The sequence below is a fragment of the Pantoea rwandensis genome (assembly GCF_000759475.1).
In the GTDB taxonomy this organism is placed as follows: domain Bacteria; phylum Pseudomonadota; class Gammaproteobacteria; order Enterobacterales; family Enterobacteriaceae; genus Pantoea; species Pantoea rwandensis_B.
In genome coordinates this window covers 3324782-3340783 of the sequence record NZ_CP009454.1, presented here as the reverse complement: position 1 = coordinate 3340783, position 16002 = coordinate 3324782, and the positions used below count along the sequence as shown (strand labels likewise).

13 protein-coding genes are annotated in these 16002 nt (G+C 54.0%); 4 read left to right on the top strand and 9 right to left on the bottom strand.

Annotation, left to right across the window (positions count from 1 at the left end; genetic code table 11):
* Positions 1-15: 15 nt before the first annotated feature.
* From ltaE to LH22_RS15240, 3 genes are all read right to left on the bottom strand, one after another.
* Positions 16-1014: a low-specificity L-threonine aldolase gene (gene ltaE / locus LH22_RS15250; RefSeq protein WP_038647855.1), complete on the bottom strand. Its 999-nt coding sequence runs from the start codon at positions 1012-1014 to the stop codon at positions 16-18.
* A gap of 69 nt (positions 1015-1083) precedes the next feature.
* Entirely contained in the window at positions 1084-2805 is a 1722-nt protein-coding gene (gene poxB / locus LH22_RS15245; protein ID WP_038647853.1) for a ubiquinone-dependent pyruvate dehydrogenase, read from the bottom strand.
* A 110-nt stretch (positions 2806-2915) separates the two neighbouring features.
* Positions 2916-3812: a lysine exporter LysO family protein gene (locus LH22_RS15240; protein WP_038647851.1), complete on the bottom strand. Its 897-nt coding sequence runs from the start codon at positions 3810-3812 to the stop codon at positions 2916-2918.
* A gap of 135 nt (positions 3813-3947) precedes the next feature.
* Here LH22_RS15240 and LH22_RS15235 point away from each other — a divergent pair, with 135 nt between their 5' ends.
* Positions 3948-5588, top strand: coding sequence for an ATP-dependent nuclease (locus LH22_RS15235; protein WP_038647849.1), 1641 nt, complete (start codon positions 3948-3950; stop codon positions 5586-5588).
* Between the two features lie 89 nt (positions 5589-5677).
* Here LH22_RS15235 and cspD read toward each other — a convergent pair whose 3' ends face one another.
* Positions 5678-5899: a cold shock-like protein CspD gene (gene cspD / locus LH22_RS15230; RefSeq protein ID WP_038647847.1), complete on the bottom strand. Its 222-nt coding sequence runs from the start codon at positions 5897-5899 to the stop codon at positions 5678-5680.
* Between the two features lie 322 nt (positions 5900-6221).
* On the opposite strand from cspD, the gene clpS reads away from it, so the two are divergent.
* Together clpS and clpA are read left to right on the top strand one after the other, a co-directional pair.
* Positions 6222-6542, top strand: a complete 321-nt coding sequence (gene clpS, locus LH22_RS15225; protein ID WP_034820663.1) for an ATP-dependent Clp protease adapter ClpS — start codon at positions 6222-6224, stop codon at positions 6540-6542.
* Between the two features lie 55 nt (positions 6543-6597).
* Positions 6598-8877, top strand: coding sequence for an ATP-dependent Clp protease ATP-binding subunit ClpA (gene clpA / locus LH22_RS15220; RefSeq protein WP_034820660.1), 2280 nt, complete (start codon positions 6598-6600; stop codon positions 8875-8877).
* 95 nt (positions 8878-8972) lie between these two features.
* On the opposite strand, the gene infA is transcribed toward clpA, so the two are convergent.
* The 5 genes from infA to trxB all read right to left on the bottom strand — a co-directional run bounded on the left by infA (position 8973) and on the right by trxB (position 14878).
* Entirely contained in the window at positions 8973-9191 is a 219-nt protein-coding gene (gene infA / locus LH22_RS15215; RefSeq protein WP_002211347.1) for a translation initiation factor IF-1, read from the bottom strand.
* A 349-nt stretch (positions 9192-9540) separates the two neighbouring features.
* Positions 9541-10233: a leucyl/phenylalanyl-tRNA--protein transferase gene (gene aat / locus LH22_RS15210; RefSeq protein WP_034820657.1), complete on the bottom strand. Its 693-nt coding sequence runs from the start codon at positions 10231-10233 to the stop codon at positions 9541-9543.
* A 33-nt stretch (positions 10234-10266) separates the two neighbouring features.
* Positions 10267-11997: a heme ABC transporter ATP-binding protein/permease CydC gene (gene cydC / locus LH22_RS15205; protein WP_038647845.1), complete on the bottom strand. Its 1731-nt coding sequence runs from the start codon at positions 11995-11997 to the stop codon at positions 10267-10269.
* A complete protein-coding gene (gene cydD / locus LH22_RS15200) occupies positions 11997-13766 on the bottom strand; it encodes a heme ABC transporter permease/ATP-binding protein CydD (protein WP_038647844.1) in 1770 nt (589 codons plus the stop codon). The genes cydC and cydD overlap by 1 nt, the downstream gene beginning before the upstream one ends.
* 146 nt (positions 13767-13912) lie before the next feature.
* Entirely contained in the window at positions 13913-14878 is a 966-nt protein-coding gene (trxB, locus tag LH22_RS15195) for a thioredoxin-disulfide reductase (protein ID WP_038647842.1), read from the bottom strand.
* 521 nt (positions 14879-15399) lie between these two features.
* On the opposite strand from trxB, the gene lrp reads away from it, so the two are divergent.
* Positions 15400-15894 (top strand): leucine-responsive transcriptional regulator Lrp, encoded by a 495-nt coding sequence (gene lrp / locus LH22_RS15190; protein WP_006118610.1) that lies wholly within the window; start codon positions 15400-15402, stop codon positions 15892-15894.
* Positions 15895-16002 lie beyond the last annotated feature (108 nt).

Here is a 16002-nt window from a genome sequence, read left to right as displayed (position 1 = left end):
ACAACCTGAGCTTTGTTACGCTAAAAACGCCTGCCAGTGTGCAACCAGACGTTGTAAATCCTGACGGCTGACATCGAGGTGGGTGGCAATACGTGTGACCGGGCCTACGCTCATCAACACATCGCCGGAGTGCATCCAGCTTTTCAGTGCGTCCACCTGATCCGCCGGTACTTTCACAAACAGCATGTTGGTGTGCTGATTCAGTACCTCTACGCCAATCGCGCTAAGCTGCTCCGCCAGCCAGGCGGCATTGTCATGATCTTCTTTCAGGCGCGCCACATTGTGCTTCAGTGCGTACAGACCCGCCGCGGCCAGGATGCCTGCCTGACGCATGCCGCCACCGGTCATTTTACGCCAGCGACGAGCTTGCTCAATATAGGCTTCATCACCGCACAGCAGTGAACCGACCGGCGTGCCCAGCCCTTTGGACAGGCAGATGGTCAGCGTATCGCAATAGCGCGCGATATCTTTCAGCTCAACATTTTGCGCCACCACGGCATTGAAAATGCGGGCGCCATCAATGTGCAGCGCCAGTTTGTGCTCACGCGTCAGCTTCCACGCTTGCTCCAGATAGCTCTGCGACAGCACTTTGCCGTGATGGGTGTTTTCCAGACTTAGCAGGCGCGTGCGCGCAAAATGGATGTCATCCGGTTTGATGGCGGCAACAATATCCGCCAGCGGCAGCGATCCATCTTCGGCATGAGAAATAGGTTGAGGCTGAATGCTGCCCAGCACCGCCGCGCCACCCGCTTCGTATTTGTAGTTATGTGCCTGCTGGCCGACGATATATTCATCGCCGCGCTGGCAGTGACAGAGCAGTGCCACCAGGTTGGCCTGGGTCCCGGTAGGGAAGAACAGCGCAGCGGCTTTGCCACTCAGGCGTGCGGCCTCGCGTTCCAGCGCATTGACGGTGGGATCGTCGCGATAGACATCATCGCCAGTTTCGGCGGCCATCATCGCATCCAGCATGGCGGCACTTGGGCGGGTTACGGTATCACTGCGTAAATCGATCACATCGCTCTCCTGAAACAAAAAAGCGGGCTGAGCGCCCGCGTTGTGAGTTATCTGGCCTGGTTATCCGTTTTACCTCAGCCAGTTAGTTTTCGCCAGTTCAACGATCTCATCGCCACGTCCATTCAGAATCGCGCGCAGCATATACAGGCTGAACCCTTTGGCCTGCTCGGCTTTGATCTGCGGTGGCATCGAGAGCTCTTCCTTAGCGGTAATCGCATTGATTAGCACCGGACCATCATGTGCGAATGCCTGTTCCAGCGCGCTGTTAAGTTCAGAGGCTTTCTCGACGCGAATGCCTTTAATGCCACAGGCGGTGGCAATCGCGGCAAAATCGGGGTTTTCCAGATCGGTGCCATCGGTGAGGTAGCCGCCCGCTTTCATCTCCATTGCCACAAAGCCCAGCACGCTGTTGTTGAAAATCACCAGCTTTACCGGCAGCTTTAACTGGGCGACGGAAATAAAATCGCCCATCAGCATACTGAAGCCACCATCCCCACACAGCGCCACGACCTGCCGTTGCTTATCGATGGCCTGAGCGCCGAGCGCCTGTGGCATCGCGTTGGCCATCGAACCGTGGTTGAACGATCCCAGCAGGCGGCGCTTGCCGTTCATTTTCAGATAGCGCGCAGCCCACACCGTAGGCGTGCCCACATCACAAGTGAAAATCGCATCCTCGGCCGCGTAATGGCTGATTTGTTGCGCCAGATATTGCGGATGAATCGCTTGTTTATCATTGGCGGTGGCCAGGTCGTCCAGGCCTTTACGCGCCTCTGCATAGTGTTCCAGCGCGCTGTCGAGATGATGTCGATCGCTTTTGCTGGCGAGCTGAGGTTGCAGCGCCTGCAGTGTGGCTTTGATATCGCCAATCAGCGCCATGTTGACATGGCTATGCGCACCGAGGCTGGCGGGATTGATATCAATCTGGATGATATGGGCATCAGCCGGGTAAAACGGTCGATAAGGGAACTGTGTACCCAGTAGCACCAGCGTGTCGGCGTTCATCATGGCGTGATAACCGGATGAAAAGCCGATCAAGCCGGTCATGCCGACGTCGTAAGGATTATCATACTCGATGTGCTCTTTGCCGCGCATGGCGTGCACCACGGGCGCTTTCAGTGTTTCTGCCAGCTGCACCACTTCAGCGTGAGCGCCAGCACAGCCGCTGCCGCACATCAGCGTAATATTTTTGGCATGGTTGAGCGTGTCGGCCAGCCGGGCAATTTCACTGGCGTTAGGCACAACATGGGGTAATTGCGGCGGATACCACTCGCTACGCGCCCCTTCCGGCGCCGGTTTCAGGGCAATGTCGCCCGGAAGCACGATGACCGATACACCACGATTGAGAATCGCTTTGCGCATGGCGATGCCGAGAACCTGCGGCAGTTGCTCAGGGTTGGACACCAGTTCGCAATAGTGACTGCATTCGCGGAAAAGCTCTTCCGGATGCGTTTCCTGGAAGTAACCGCTGCCGATTTCACTCGAGGGGATATGAGCCGCAATCGCCAGCACTGGCACATGGTTGCGGTGGCAGTCAAACAGCCCGTTAATCAGATGCAGGTTGCCTGGGCCGCAGGAACCGGCGCATACCGCCAGTTCACCGCTGATTTGCGCTTCAGCGCCTGCCGCAAAGGCCGCCACCTCTTCATGGCGAGTGGGCATCCATTCAATGGTGCCCATGCGATTCAGGCTGTCATTGAGTCCATTAAGAGAATCACCCGTGACACCCCAAATGCGTTTCACACCGGCGCTTTCCAGGGTTTTGGCCAGCAGTGCCGCCACAGTTTGCTTCATCGTTCGCTCCTTTCTGGTGTTTTGCCATCCGTCCCGATGGCGGAAACCTGTCAGTCAGAAAGCGTAGACGAAGGAAGGCGCGCGCAGCCGTGAAAAAATGCGCTCGGTGCTCAGGCGGAAAACAGCGCGATAAGAATCGGGGCCAGTAAACTCATGATAAAACCGTGCACGATCGCGGCCGGGACAATTTCCATGCCGCCGGTGCGTTGCAGAATCGGCAGGGTGAAATCCATTGAGGTGGCGCCACTCAAACCCAGCGTCATACTGCGCTGACGGCTGATCAACAGCGGGATCAGCATAATGGTGATCAGTTCACGCAGCAGATCGTTAAAGAAAGCGGCACTGCCAATCACCGGCCCAAACGATTCCGTCATGAGAATGCCGGAAAGCGAGTACCAGCCGAAGCCGCTGGCAAGCGCCAGGCCGGTTTTGATTGGCAAATCGAGCCATAATGCGGCCAGCATCCCACCAATTAAGGCGCTGCACAGCGACACCGCCGCCACCAGCATGCCGCGACGATTGAGCGTGATTTGACGCAAGGTCATGCCGCTGCTGCGCAGTTGAATGCCGACCAGGAACAACATCAGCATCAGGGCATATTCACTGATGGTTGATGCGTGGCGCAGAATTGACCACTGGCTTAATCCCAACAGGAATCCGCCCAGTACCGAGCCACACAGCTTGAGGGATTCCAGCGCCATGTGCAGACGGGAAGGCAGGGCTTGCTGCTTGTGCGGGTGATGCCACGGCACGCGCTTCTCCAATAGCCAGAAAGCCATCAGGGAACAAGCGAGAATGCACAGCATACTGATCAAGGCGGTGTGAAAAATGGTGAGCAGATTACTGCTGAGGTTATCGAGGAAAGCGAGGCTGGTGCCCATAAAAAACAGGATGATGTACACCAGAGCGCTCAACAGGCGGGCGACGCCACGCAGCAGATTGGCACGGGTCACATGCAGTAAATAGCCAGCAATCAGTGGCAACAGAATGATGATTAAGCCATACATAGAGCGTTTCCAGCCGTGGGAGAGGGCCGCAAGCTAGCGGAAAAGAGTTGAAGTGTAAACCTTTTACCCTTGCATTAACTTGACCAACTTAACGAGGCGAACCATGCTCAGGCAAAGCACTCAAGGGATGGCATGATGTTTCTGGAACATATCGATATTCGCGGTTTTCGTGGCATCAATCGGCTGTCGTTGCCACTCACTGATACCAATCTGCTGATTGGTGAAAATGCCTGGGGTAAATCCAGCCTGCTGGATGCGCTGACACTATTACTGGCGCCTGCGGCTGAACCTTATCAATTTACCGAACATGACTTTCACTTCCCACCGGGCGATCTGGAAGCCCGTCTGCGTCAGCTGCAACTGGTGTTTCGCTTTCGTGCACAAGCGGGCGATGACGAAGCGGTGTTCCAGCCTTTCTGGCAGCGTGATGAAAACGGGCGCTTTATCCGCTTTAGCACCCGTGCGCGCCGCAATGAGCATGGCGTGAAAACCACCTGGCGCTTCATCGACCAAAATGGCGATGTGCTGGCGATGGAAGGCACTGAGGCGGCGCTGGCGCATCTGCGTGCCTTCTATCCAGTGCTCAGACTACGCGATGCGCGCTTTGGCCGGCGTGGACGACACAGCAGCATCGATGCGGATCGCCGGGCTACGACGCTGAGTGAATTGTCACAGGAAGTCGAGAAATTAACCCGGGATTTGGTCGTGCAGCCACAGAATTTAAGTGACGATTTACTGCGTCAGGGCTTGCACACCATGCAGCAATTGCTGGAGCACTACTTTCTTGTGCAGCAACCGGGGGTCAGCGCGGCGCGTGTCGCACCTGAATTGCGCGACGGTTCGCAAGGCTGGCGCTCACTCGACAAGCTTAACCACCTGATTGCCGGAACGGAATCACGCAGTCGCAAGGTTATTTTATTGCGCATGTTCTCTTTACTGATTCAGGCGCACGGCAATGAAGCGCTGCCGCCGGGCGCTCACCCATTGCTGCTGGTGGAGGATCCGGAAACGCGACTGCATCCGATTATGCTGTCAGTGGCGTGGAATCTGCTGGATTTAATGCCGCTGCAAAAAATCACCACCACCAATTCGGGGGAGCTGTTATCTCAGGTGCCGTTGGAGAATATTTGTCGCCTGGTGCGTGAACCCACACGCGTTGCGGCATGGCGGATTGGTCCTGAAGGATTGAGCGCAGAGGAGAGCCGCCGTATTGGATTTCATATCCGCGTGAATCGCCCCTCGGCACTCTTTGCCCGCTGCTGGTTACTGGTGGAGGGAGAAACGGAAGTGTGGATCATCAATGAACTGGCACGGCAGCGCGGCTACCATTTTGCGGCCGAAGGGGTCAAAGTCATCGAATTTGCGCAGTCTGGTCTTAAGCCGCTGTTGAAGTTTGCCAGACGCATGGGCATCGCCTGGCATGTGTTAACGGATGGCGATGAAGCGGGCAATAAGTATGCAGCCAGCGCCCGGAGCCAACTGCAGGAGCATGAACGGCAAGACGATCATCTGACGCAGTTCCCGGCCCCGGATATAGAACATTTTCTCTATAAGCAGGGGTTCAGCGATGTTTATCACGACATGGCGCACCTGCCGTTAAACGTGCCGATGAATGCGCGGCGTATTATTACCAAAGCGATTCATCACAGCTCGAAACCCGAGCTGGCGATTGCGGTAGCCATGGCGGCGGCAGAGCGTGGGCCGCAGGCGATTCCCGCCTTGCTGGATCAGTTGTTTGCTCGCGTGATGTGGTTAGCACGCGGACGGGCGGATTGAGGGGCGGGAAAATTCGCAAAAGAAAAATGCCAGCGTCTGCGGCTGGCATTTTTTTTCGGGAGTGGTCAGAATGAATGAAGAGGCGCGCGTCAGGCGACTTGCGTGACTTCACAGGGCACAATCAAGCTGGCGTGATTGCCTTTTGGCCCTTCATGGACATCGAACTGAACCTGCTGGCCGGCCTTCAGCGTTCTGTATCCCTCCATCTGAATCGTGGAGTAGTGTGCGAAGATATCGTCGCCGCCGCCAATCGGACAGATAAAGCCGAAGCCCTTGGCGTTGTTGAACCATTTAACAGTACCCGTCTCCATGCTTTTACTTCCCTCGCAAGACATTTTGAACAGTAGGTGAGGTCATTGAAGCTGTGAGTCGAGTTTGTTTAAAACTCAATCAGCTTGTGTAAGTAGAATGTAGAGAAACGGTCCTTATCGTCAAGCAAACGGCCCTGGCGCACGGGGAGAAATTCATCAAAATTTGAGGCAGTTAACGCTATTGCAAATTTTGTGATACAGGTCGCGCATGGGCTTTTAGGACCGTTTTTTCTTAAGGGAAAGGTGGCTTGACAGACGTGTTAAACTTAGGAATGGGCGCAGAAATGCGCGCAATCGTAACGCAGAATTTCGACGGAACATTATGGCAAACACAAACGACTGGCTTAATTTTGAACATTTAGCCGAAGATAAAGTACGCGAAGGGTTAAAGCCGCCTTCGATGTATAAAGTCATTCTGAATAATGACGATTATACACCTATGGAATTTGTTATTGACGTTCTGCAAAAGTTCTTTTCTTATGATGTTGAACGTGCAACGCAACTGATGTTGAAAGTTCACTACCACGGAAAGGCGATTTGTGGTGTATTCACTGCAGAAGTGGCGGAAACCAAAGTCGCCCAGGTGAACAATTACGCACGAGAGAATGAACATCCGTTGCTGTGTACGCTGGAAAAAGCCTGAGCCCGTCTCCATATAGGGGAAAGGTCGTCAGAGCGATAATTGGGGGAGGTGCCAAATGCTCAATCAAGAACTGGAACTCAGTTTAAACATGGCTTTCGCCAGAGCGCGCGAGCACCGTCATGAGTTTATGACCGTCGAGCATCTGTTGCTGGCATTGCTCAGTAACCCGTCGGCCAGAGAGGCACTGGAAGCCTGTACGGTGGATATCGTGGCTCTGCGTCAGGAACTCGAAGCCTTCATCGAACAAACCACACCGGTGCTGCCAGCCAGTGAAGAGGAGCGCGATACACAACCGACGCTCAGCTTCCAGCGCGTGTTGCAACGTGCGGTGTTCCATGTCCAGTCATCCGGTCGCAGCGAAGTTGCAGGCGCGAACGTGCTGGTCGCCATTTTCAGCGAGCAGGAGTCACAAGCGGCTTACCTGCTGCGCAAACACGAAGTCAGCCGCCTCGATGTGGTGAACTTCATCTCCCATGGTACGCGTAAAGATGAGCCGGGCCAGCCGCAAAATAATGCGGAGAATCCGGTTAACGAAGAGCAAGCAGGCGGGGAGGAACGTATGGAAAACTTCACCACCAATCTTAATCAGCTTGCTCGTGTCGGCGGAATCGATCCGCTGATCGGCCGCGATAAAGAGCTGGAGCGTGCCATTCAGGTATTGTGCCGTCGACGTAAGAATAACCCGCTGCTGGTGGGTGAATCTGGCGTGGGTAAAACCGCCATTGCGGAAGGGCTGGCCTGGCGCATTGTGCAGGGCGATGTTCCGGAAGTGATGAAAGATTGCACCATCTACTCGCTGGATATCGGTTCGCTGCTTGCGGGTACCAAATACCGTGGTGATTTTGAAAAACGTTTCAAAGCGCTGCTAAAACAGCTGGAACAAGACACCAGTAGCATCCTGTTTATTGATGAAATTCACACCATTATCGGTGCGGGTGCCGCTTCCGGTGGCCAGGTGGATGCCGCTAACCTGATCAAACCGTTGCTCTCCAGCGGGAAAATCCGCGTGATGGGTTCAACTACCTATCAGGAGTTCAGCAACATCTTTGAGAAGGACCGTGCGCTGGCGCGTCGTTTCCAGAAGATCGACATTACCGAACCTTCTGTCGAAGAAACCGTGCAGATTCTTAACGGTCTGAAACCGAAGTATGAAGCTCACCATGATGTGCGTTATACCGCGAAGGCGGTGCGTGCAGCCGTGGAACTGGCGGTGAAATACATCAACGATCGTCATCTGCCGGATAAGGCGATTGACGTGATCGATGAAGCCGGTGCGCGTGCGCGCCTGGTGCCGGTGAGTAAGCGTAAGAAAACGGTCAATGTGTCTGATATTGAATCTGTGGTGGCACGTATTGCGCGTATCCCAGAGCAAAGTGTGTCAGCCACCGATCGCGACACGCTGAAAAATCTCGGCGATCGTCTGAAAATGCTGGTGTTTGGCCAGGATAACGCGATTGAAGCACTGACTGAAGCCATCAAGATGAGCCGTGCCGGTCTCGGTCAGGATCGTAAACCGGTGGGGTCATTCCTGTTTGCTGGTCCAACCGGCGTCGGTAAAACCGAGGTGACGGTTCAGCTGGCGAAAGCCCTGGGGATTGAGCTGCTGCGTTTCGATATGTCCGAGTATATGGAACGCCACACCGTTAGCCGTTTGATCGGTGCACCTCCGGGATATGTTGGTTTCGATCAGGGTGGTTTGCTCACCGATGCGGTGATTAAGCATCCACATGCGGTGGTGCTGCTGGATGAAATCGAGAAAGCGCACCCGGATGTCTTTAACCTGCTGTTGCAGGTGATGGATAACGGCATGCTGACCGATAACAACGGCCGCAAAGCGGACTTCCGCAATGTGGTGCTGGTGATGACCACCAACGCCGGTGTTCGCGAAACTGAACGTAAGTCGATTGGTTTGATTCAGCAGGACAACAGCACCGACGCGATGGAAGAGATCAAAAAGATCTTTACGCCAGAGTTCCGCAACCGTCTGGATAACATTATCTGGTTCCGTCATCTGGATACCGCGGTGATCCATCAGGTGGTGGATAAGTTCATCGTCGAGTTGCAAGCGCAACTGGATGCAAAAGGCGTCTCGCTGGAAGTCAGTGATGATGCTCGTGACTGGCTGGCGGATAAGGGTTATGACAAAGCGATGGGTGCCCGTCCAATGGCACGTGCGGTGCAGGAGAATCTGAAGAAACCACTGGCTAACGAACTGCTGTTTGGTTCATTAGTGGATGGCGGTTCAGTCTCGGTGGCGCTGGATAAAGAAAAAAACCAGTTGACCTACCATTTCCTGAGTGCGGAAAAACGCAAAACCGAAGGGACTGTGCACTGATGTGCTGAGTCGCAGATAAGAAAAGGCCGGATGAAAATCCGGCCTTTTTTTTCGCGCTCAGTTAATTGCCACAAACGCGAGATGTGGACAACAACTTAGCGACTACGGAAGACAATGCGGCCTTTGCTCAGGTCGTACGGGGTCAACTCGACAGTCACTTTGTCGCCCGTCAGGATGCGGATGTAGTTTTTGCGCATTTTACCGGAGATATGAGCGGTAACCACGTGCCCGTTTTCAAGTTCTACGCGGAACATGGTGTTAGGTAACGTATCCAGTACGGTACCTTGCATTTCAATATTGTCTTCTTTGGCCATCGAATCCTCTGGGGTGAACTACCAAACTGTTGAACCGGCAAGATAATGCCGAATTCCATGATTTATGTAAAGAACCGTCGGCGATTTTGCCAACGCTTCGCCGTGCGTCGCGCCATTGCGCGTGCATTACGGAAAAATTCGGGTGTTTTTATTGACGTCTGCGGGGGATTAGCGGGCTAAGAAGTTGTCGCAATCAGCATCAAGTGCACAACAGCAACAGCTTCGGGAAATGGATGAGATTCCCAACCTGGCAATTCCGGCTCGCCACAGCGAAGCGCGGACGACATACCAAACTCGCTTATTGTATCACTTTTGTCGGGAATTGTGTGCAAAACATCTGCGAGCTGGGTCAAAAAAGGGTTTGTGTTTGCCAGCAACCGCTTAAAACAGGCTGCCACGCCAGTGTTTGCACGTACTGTAAATAATCAACACGCGGGATTTCAACGGCGCCCAACGAAGCCGTATGTGGGTTAAGCACCTGGCAATCAATCAAGCGTCCCTGATGAGCGAGGAAATGCTGAGAGAAAACCCATAGCGCGGTTTTTGAGGCATTTTCCTGGCGGCTGAACATCGACTCACCACAAAAGATCTGCCCAAGTGCCAGGCCATACATGCCGCCCACCAGTCGATTATCACTCCAGACCTCAATCGAATGCGCGTGACCCAGTTCATACAAGCGTAGCCACGCACGTTTCACTTCAAAGGTGATCCAGGTGCCTTCTTGTCTGCCGCTGGCACAGCCTTCCAGTACCTGCGGGAAGGCATGATTCATGGTGACGCGAAAAGGTGAACGGCGGTGAAAACGCGCCATGCTGCGGCTGAGATGAAAAGATTCCGGAAGCATCACGGCACGCGGATCGGGCGACCACCATAGAATCGGATCGCCGGGTGAAAACCAGGGGAAAATGCCGCGCTGATAGGCGTTCATCAGTCGGGCAGGGGAGAGGTCGCCGCCCATCGCCAATAATCCATTCGGCTCGCGCAGCGCCATCTCCGGCGGAGGAAAATTTAATGAATCCCGTGAAAGTTGTACCAGTCTCATTGCGTCAATTACCCTTCGGGCTGCTCGCTAAGACTATAGCGCAAAGCGCTGGTGGAAACGCCAATAGCGTCCTGCTTTTGAGATTAATTCGTCATGCGTGCCCGACTCAATAATCTGCCCCTGGTCCATCACGCAGATCCGATCCATTGTTGCCAGGCCACTGAGGCGATGGGTCACCATGATTACCGTCTTACCCTGACTGACCTGACGCAACAGCGTCAATATCTGCTGTTCGGTGGTGGCATCCAGGCCTTCGGTGGGCTCATCAAGCAACCACAGATCGCCGTTGTGCAACAGGGCGCGCGCAATGGCCAGGCGACGCAGTTCGCCTCCCGACAGCGGGCGACCACCTTCGCCCATCCACGCGTTGAGCCCTTCATCATGTTCCGCCAAATGGGTGAGTCCAACCTGATGCAGGACTGCATTCAGTTGTTCATCACTGGCGGCAGGGTGTGCCAGCAGCAAATTATCGCGTAACGTCTGACTAAACAGATGCACGCGCTGCGTGACCACGCTGATACGTTGACGCAGACTTTTTTCGTCCCACTCGGCAAGTGGAATATTATTTAGTCGAATGTCGCCCTGCTGCGCCAGCCAGCCACGCGTGATCAATGCCAGCAAACTGGATTTGCCGCAGCCGGTGGGGCCGAGCAGTGCCAGATGCTCACCGGTTCGTAGCGTAAGCGAGAAGTGCCTGAGTACCGGCTCCGGTCGCTGCGGATAGCTGAAAGTGATCTTTTCCAGCGTCAGGCTGATGCCCGAATCAGAGGACACGGTCGAGGAGGGAAAACGAATCAGAGGCGCTTGCTCAATGATTTCCTGTACGCGCTGTGCCGCGCCACTGACCTGCGAAAGCGGCAAAAATGCGCCTGCTACCGGTGCCAGCGCTTCAAATGCCGCCAGGCCGCAGAACACGAAAAGCGCGATGAATGCGCCAGGTGCGCTATCGCCGTCTACGCCCGCTGCGGAGATCCACAGCAGCAAGACGACGGTTGAGCCGCTGATTAACAATAACAGGCTTTGCGCCAGCGCTTGCAGACGATGCTGATGCTGCTGAGCCTGCTGCCAGCGCATCTCTTCGGCATCCAGTTTTTTACGCCATAAGACCGCAGCACCATAAATTTGCAGTTCAGCCAGTCCGGTTACCCACTGCGTCAGTTGCAAACGCCAACTGGCTTGGTGCTGGGCGATGCGATGCCCGGCTGAAGTGCCTAATCGCCAGAACAGCGGCGGCATGAGCAAAAGCGTCAGCAGCATTATTCCGCCCAACAGCAGCGCCAGTGGCACATCCAATATCGCCAGACCGCAAGTGACCACCACTATCACTACCGCCGCGCCGACCAGCGGTGAAATAACGCGCAGATAGAGATGGTCTAACGTATCGACATCGCTGACAAAGCGGTTAAGCAGTTCGCCCTGTCTGAAACAGGCCAGTTGTTCGGGGGCCAGCGCGATCAGTTTGCTAAAGGTGAACACACGCAAATGCTGCAACACCCTGAAAGTGGCATCGTGACTGACTAAACGCTCGAAGTAACGCGACGCAGTACGAGTGATTGCCGCTCCACGCACCCCTGCTGCGGGCAACATATAGTTGAAACTGTACAGGCCAGCCACGCCAGCCAGCGATGAGGCGGCGAGGAACCAGCCAGATAGGGTGAGCAAGCCGATACTGGCGAGCAAAGTCGCAATAGCTAAGATGATACCCAGACTTAAACGCCACGGATGACGACGAAACAGGCGCAGAAACGGCAATAATGGATTCATCAGACAATCTCCTGCTGGCGATGCTGCACCATGGCACGCAACGGCCCGTCCTGAGCAATCAGTTGTTGCCACTGCCCCTGCTGCACCAGTTGCCCGGATTGCATCACCCAAACTTCATCCCAACTGGCAAGATCGTGAAGTTGGTGGGTGATCATGAGGGTGGTTTGTTGTGTGGCTGCCTGGTTTAATGCGCGCAACACATGCTGTTCACTTTGGCTATCAAGACCTGAACCCGGCTCGTCCAGCAGCAGGAGTTGTGCCGGTTTTAACAGGGCACGCGCAACGGCGACGCGTTGCGCCTGGCCAACAGAAAGGCCCATTCCGCCATCGCCAATGGGTGTGTCGAGGCCTTGCGGCAAACGGGCGAGAAACTCATCCACGCCCGCCTGTTGTAAAACGCTGCGCAGTGTTGCTTCATCCATGCTGCTGTTGAGAGACAGGTTTTCGCGCAGCGTGGTCGCGGGCAAATGTGGATTTTGACCCACCCACGCCAGATGCTGCTGCCAGCTATCACGGCCAATATCCCGCAGTTCATGCCCATTGACGCACAGCGAACCTTGATAGGGTAGAAAGCCGAGCAACACATTCATCAGTGCTGATTTTCCTGCGCCACTTTGACCCACCAGCGCCACGCGTTTATTCGCCTCAAGCGTAAAATTCAGCGGTTGTGATAACACTTCACCTTTGGCTGTCATCACCACCAAATCCTGTGCTTCAAGGCTTAAAGGGGTATCGAAAGCGACTGACAGGCTGGAGGCTGATGCTGGGATTTCCGGACTTTCGTTAAGAAAACGATCCAGTGCATCGGCGCCGCCAACGGCTTGCGCTTTAGCGTGGTAATAAGTACCCAGATCGCGCAGCGGCTGGAAAAACTCAGGCGCCAATATCAGTGCCAGGAATCCAGCAAACAAGGTCACACCCGTTCCATAATGACCAAAATTAAGTTCGCCAAGATAGGAGAAGCCGAAATAAACCGCGACCACGGCAATCGCCAGTGAGGCAAAGAATTCCAGCACCGCGGAAGAGAGAAAAGCAAGGCGCAGCACTTCCATGGTGCGCTGACGAAAATCCGTGGTGCTTTCAGCAATTGCCTGCTGCTCAGCGGCAGCCCTGTGGAACAGGCGCAATGTTTCACGCCCGCGCAGGCGGTCATAAAAATCGCCGCTCAGACGCGCCAGCGCGAGGAAATTCCGACGATTTGCATCGGCGGCTCCCATGCCGACCATCGCCATGAAAATCGGAATCAGCGGTGCGGTCGCGAGCAGGATCAATCCGGCCGCCCAGTTAATCGGGAAGATGGCTATCAGGATGGCGAAGGGAATAAAAACGGCTAAAGACATCTGTGGCAGATATCGCGCGTAATACTCTTGCATCTCTTCAATTTGCTCAAGCAGCAGTGTTGCCCAGCTTCCCGCCGGTTTGCCCTGAACCCAGGCAGGACCTAAATCATTTAGCTTATCCAGTACCTGCTTGCGCAGAGCGCGACGGATGGCAACGCCAGCACGGTAACCTGCCATTTCCCGTGCATAGTGCAGACCCGCGCGAAGAGCAAAGCAGAACAGCAGCAGGATGAAATCAGTCAGCAGGGCACCGCGCGGTTGTTGGGCGACGATAAGATTCTGCAGCAGCGAGGCCAGCAACCAGGCTTGAGCAATAATCACCAATGCACCGGCAAAACCGAATAGCGATGCGGCACGTAAACTGCTTGCGCCGTGGAGACGTTGCTGACGTAGCCAGCGAAGAAGATGTTGCTGCCGTGATTTTTCCATGCGAAGCCGTTTGATCACTGATGGAGAGAGGCAAAACCGGATAAAGTATCCGGAAATATTAAGCGCATGAACTTTAGCATGCAGGCAATAAAAAAGGCGACCTAAACAGGTCGCCTCTTTGCAATTATGATCAGCTTATTAACAAGTTACAGATCGGTTTTAACAAGCCCGTCAAGGTAGCGTTCTGCATCCAGCGCCGCCATACAGCCGGTACCGGCAGAGGTGATCGCCTGGCGATAAATATGATCCATCACGTCACCCGCCGCAAATACGCCTGGAATGCTGGTCTGGGTCGCATTGCCCTGCAAGCCGGACTGCACTTTGATATAGCCGTTTTCCAGCGCCAGCTGGCCGTCGAAAATGGCGGTATTCGGGCTATGACCAATCGCCACAAACAGCCCGGCAACATCCAGCATTTCCGGCTCTTCACCTTTGGTGGAAAGCAGTTTCACACCGGTGACACCCATCTGATCCCCGACCACTTCTTCCAGTGTGCGATCGGTGTGCAGTACGATGTTGCCGTTGCGCACTTTATCCATCAGACGATCGATCAGGATTTTTTCCGCACGGAAGCTATCACGACGGTGAATCAAATGGACTTTCGCCGCGATATTTGCCAGGTAAAGGGCCTCTTCCACCGCGGTATTACCGCCACCAATCACCGCGACTTCCTGATTACGATAGAAGAAACCGTCACAGGTCGCACAGGCGGAAACACCTTTGCCTTTGAACGCCTCCTCCGAAGGTAGACCCAAATAACGCGCGGATGCACCGGTCGCGATGATCAGCGCGTCAGCGGTGTACTCACCGCTGTCACCCGTTAAACGGAAGGGGCGGTTTTGCAAATCAACCGTGTGAATATGGTCGAAAATAATTTCGGTGTTGAATTTTTCGGCATGCTCTTGCATACGTTCCATCAACGCCGGGCCGGTCAGATCGTTCGGATCGCCTGGCCAGTTCTCAACTTCAGTGGTCGTGGTGAGCTGACCGCCTTTTTCCAGCCCGGTGATCAATACCGGATTCAGGTTAGCGCGCGCGGCATAGACTGCAGCGGTATATCCGGCAGGACCGGAGCCTAAAATGAGCAGCTTACTGTGTTTGGCCGTACTCATGCGTTCCTCAGTTTTTTTACGACAACATAGTTTTTGATTGTAGGGAAATTAGCGCAGCAAAAAAAGGTTTCAGCAATTTTGATAACAATCGCTGTAAGCGGCGTAGTCGATGAGTGCAAATTCTGCACGTCGATTGCGCCAAAAGGGGGCAATGCTCGGCAAATTCTGGTGCAGCAGCATAAAAATTCTCATTTAAAAACAGCAACCCAGAACTCTATCTGGCATCTTGTACTGAATTTGGATGTTTTACTTTGACAATCGCCTGCTGTTTTGCGAAAACATTACCAGAAGCGGAGAATATTTAGCGGTTCAAAACAGAATTTCATTTCTGTTTTGCACGTTTTTGCCGGATAAACTCAGTCTGACATTGGTAATGACGCATGATGTGGACAGACAACATACGTCATACGGATGGAAGCGTTACTGCACAGACTTATCGTCTTCACTTCAGTAAGGCCCTGAACAATGAGCGTTTTCAGGGTGTGGCAGGTAAAGGGAAGGAATTAAGAGAGACAATAATAATGGTAGACAATAAGAAACGCCCCGGAAAAGATCTGGACCGTATCGACAGAAACATTCTGAATGAATTACAGAAAGACGGCCGTATTTCTAATGTTGAGCTTTCAAAACGTGTTGGCTTATCACCTACGCCGTGTCTTGAGCGTGTGCGTCGCCTGGAACGTCAGGGCTTCATTTTGGGTTACACCGCACAACTGAACCCACATTATCTGGATGCTTCACTGCTGGTATTTGTTGAGATTACTCTGAATCGTGGTGCGCCAGATGTGTTTGAACAATTTAACGCCGCTGTGCAAAAACTTGAGGAAACTCAAGAGTGTCACCTCGTTTCCGGTGACTTTGACTACCTGTTGAAAACCCGTGTACCGGACATGTCCGCCTACCGTAAGCTTTTGGGTGAAACCTTGCTGCGCCTGCCGGGCGTAAACGACACCCGTACTTACGTGGTGATGGAAGAGGTCAAACAGAGCAATCGTCTGGTGATCAAAACCCGGTAATGCAGGGCAGGTGCAAAACTTGCAGGAATTCGGTACACTCCTGTGAATTCATACAGGACCAGCGTCGGGCTTGCCCGGCGCTGTTGCCTTCTTAATTTACAGGCACCT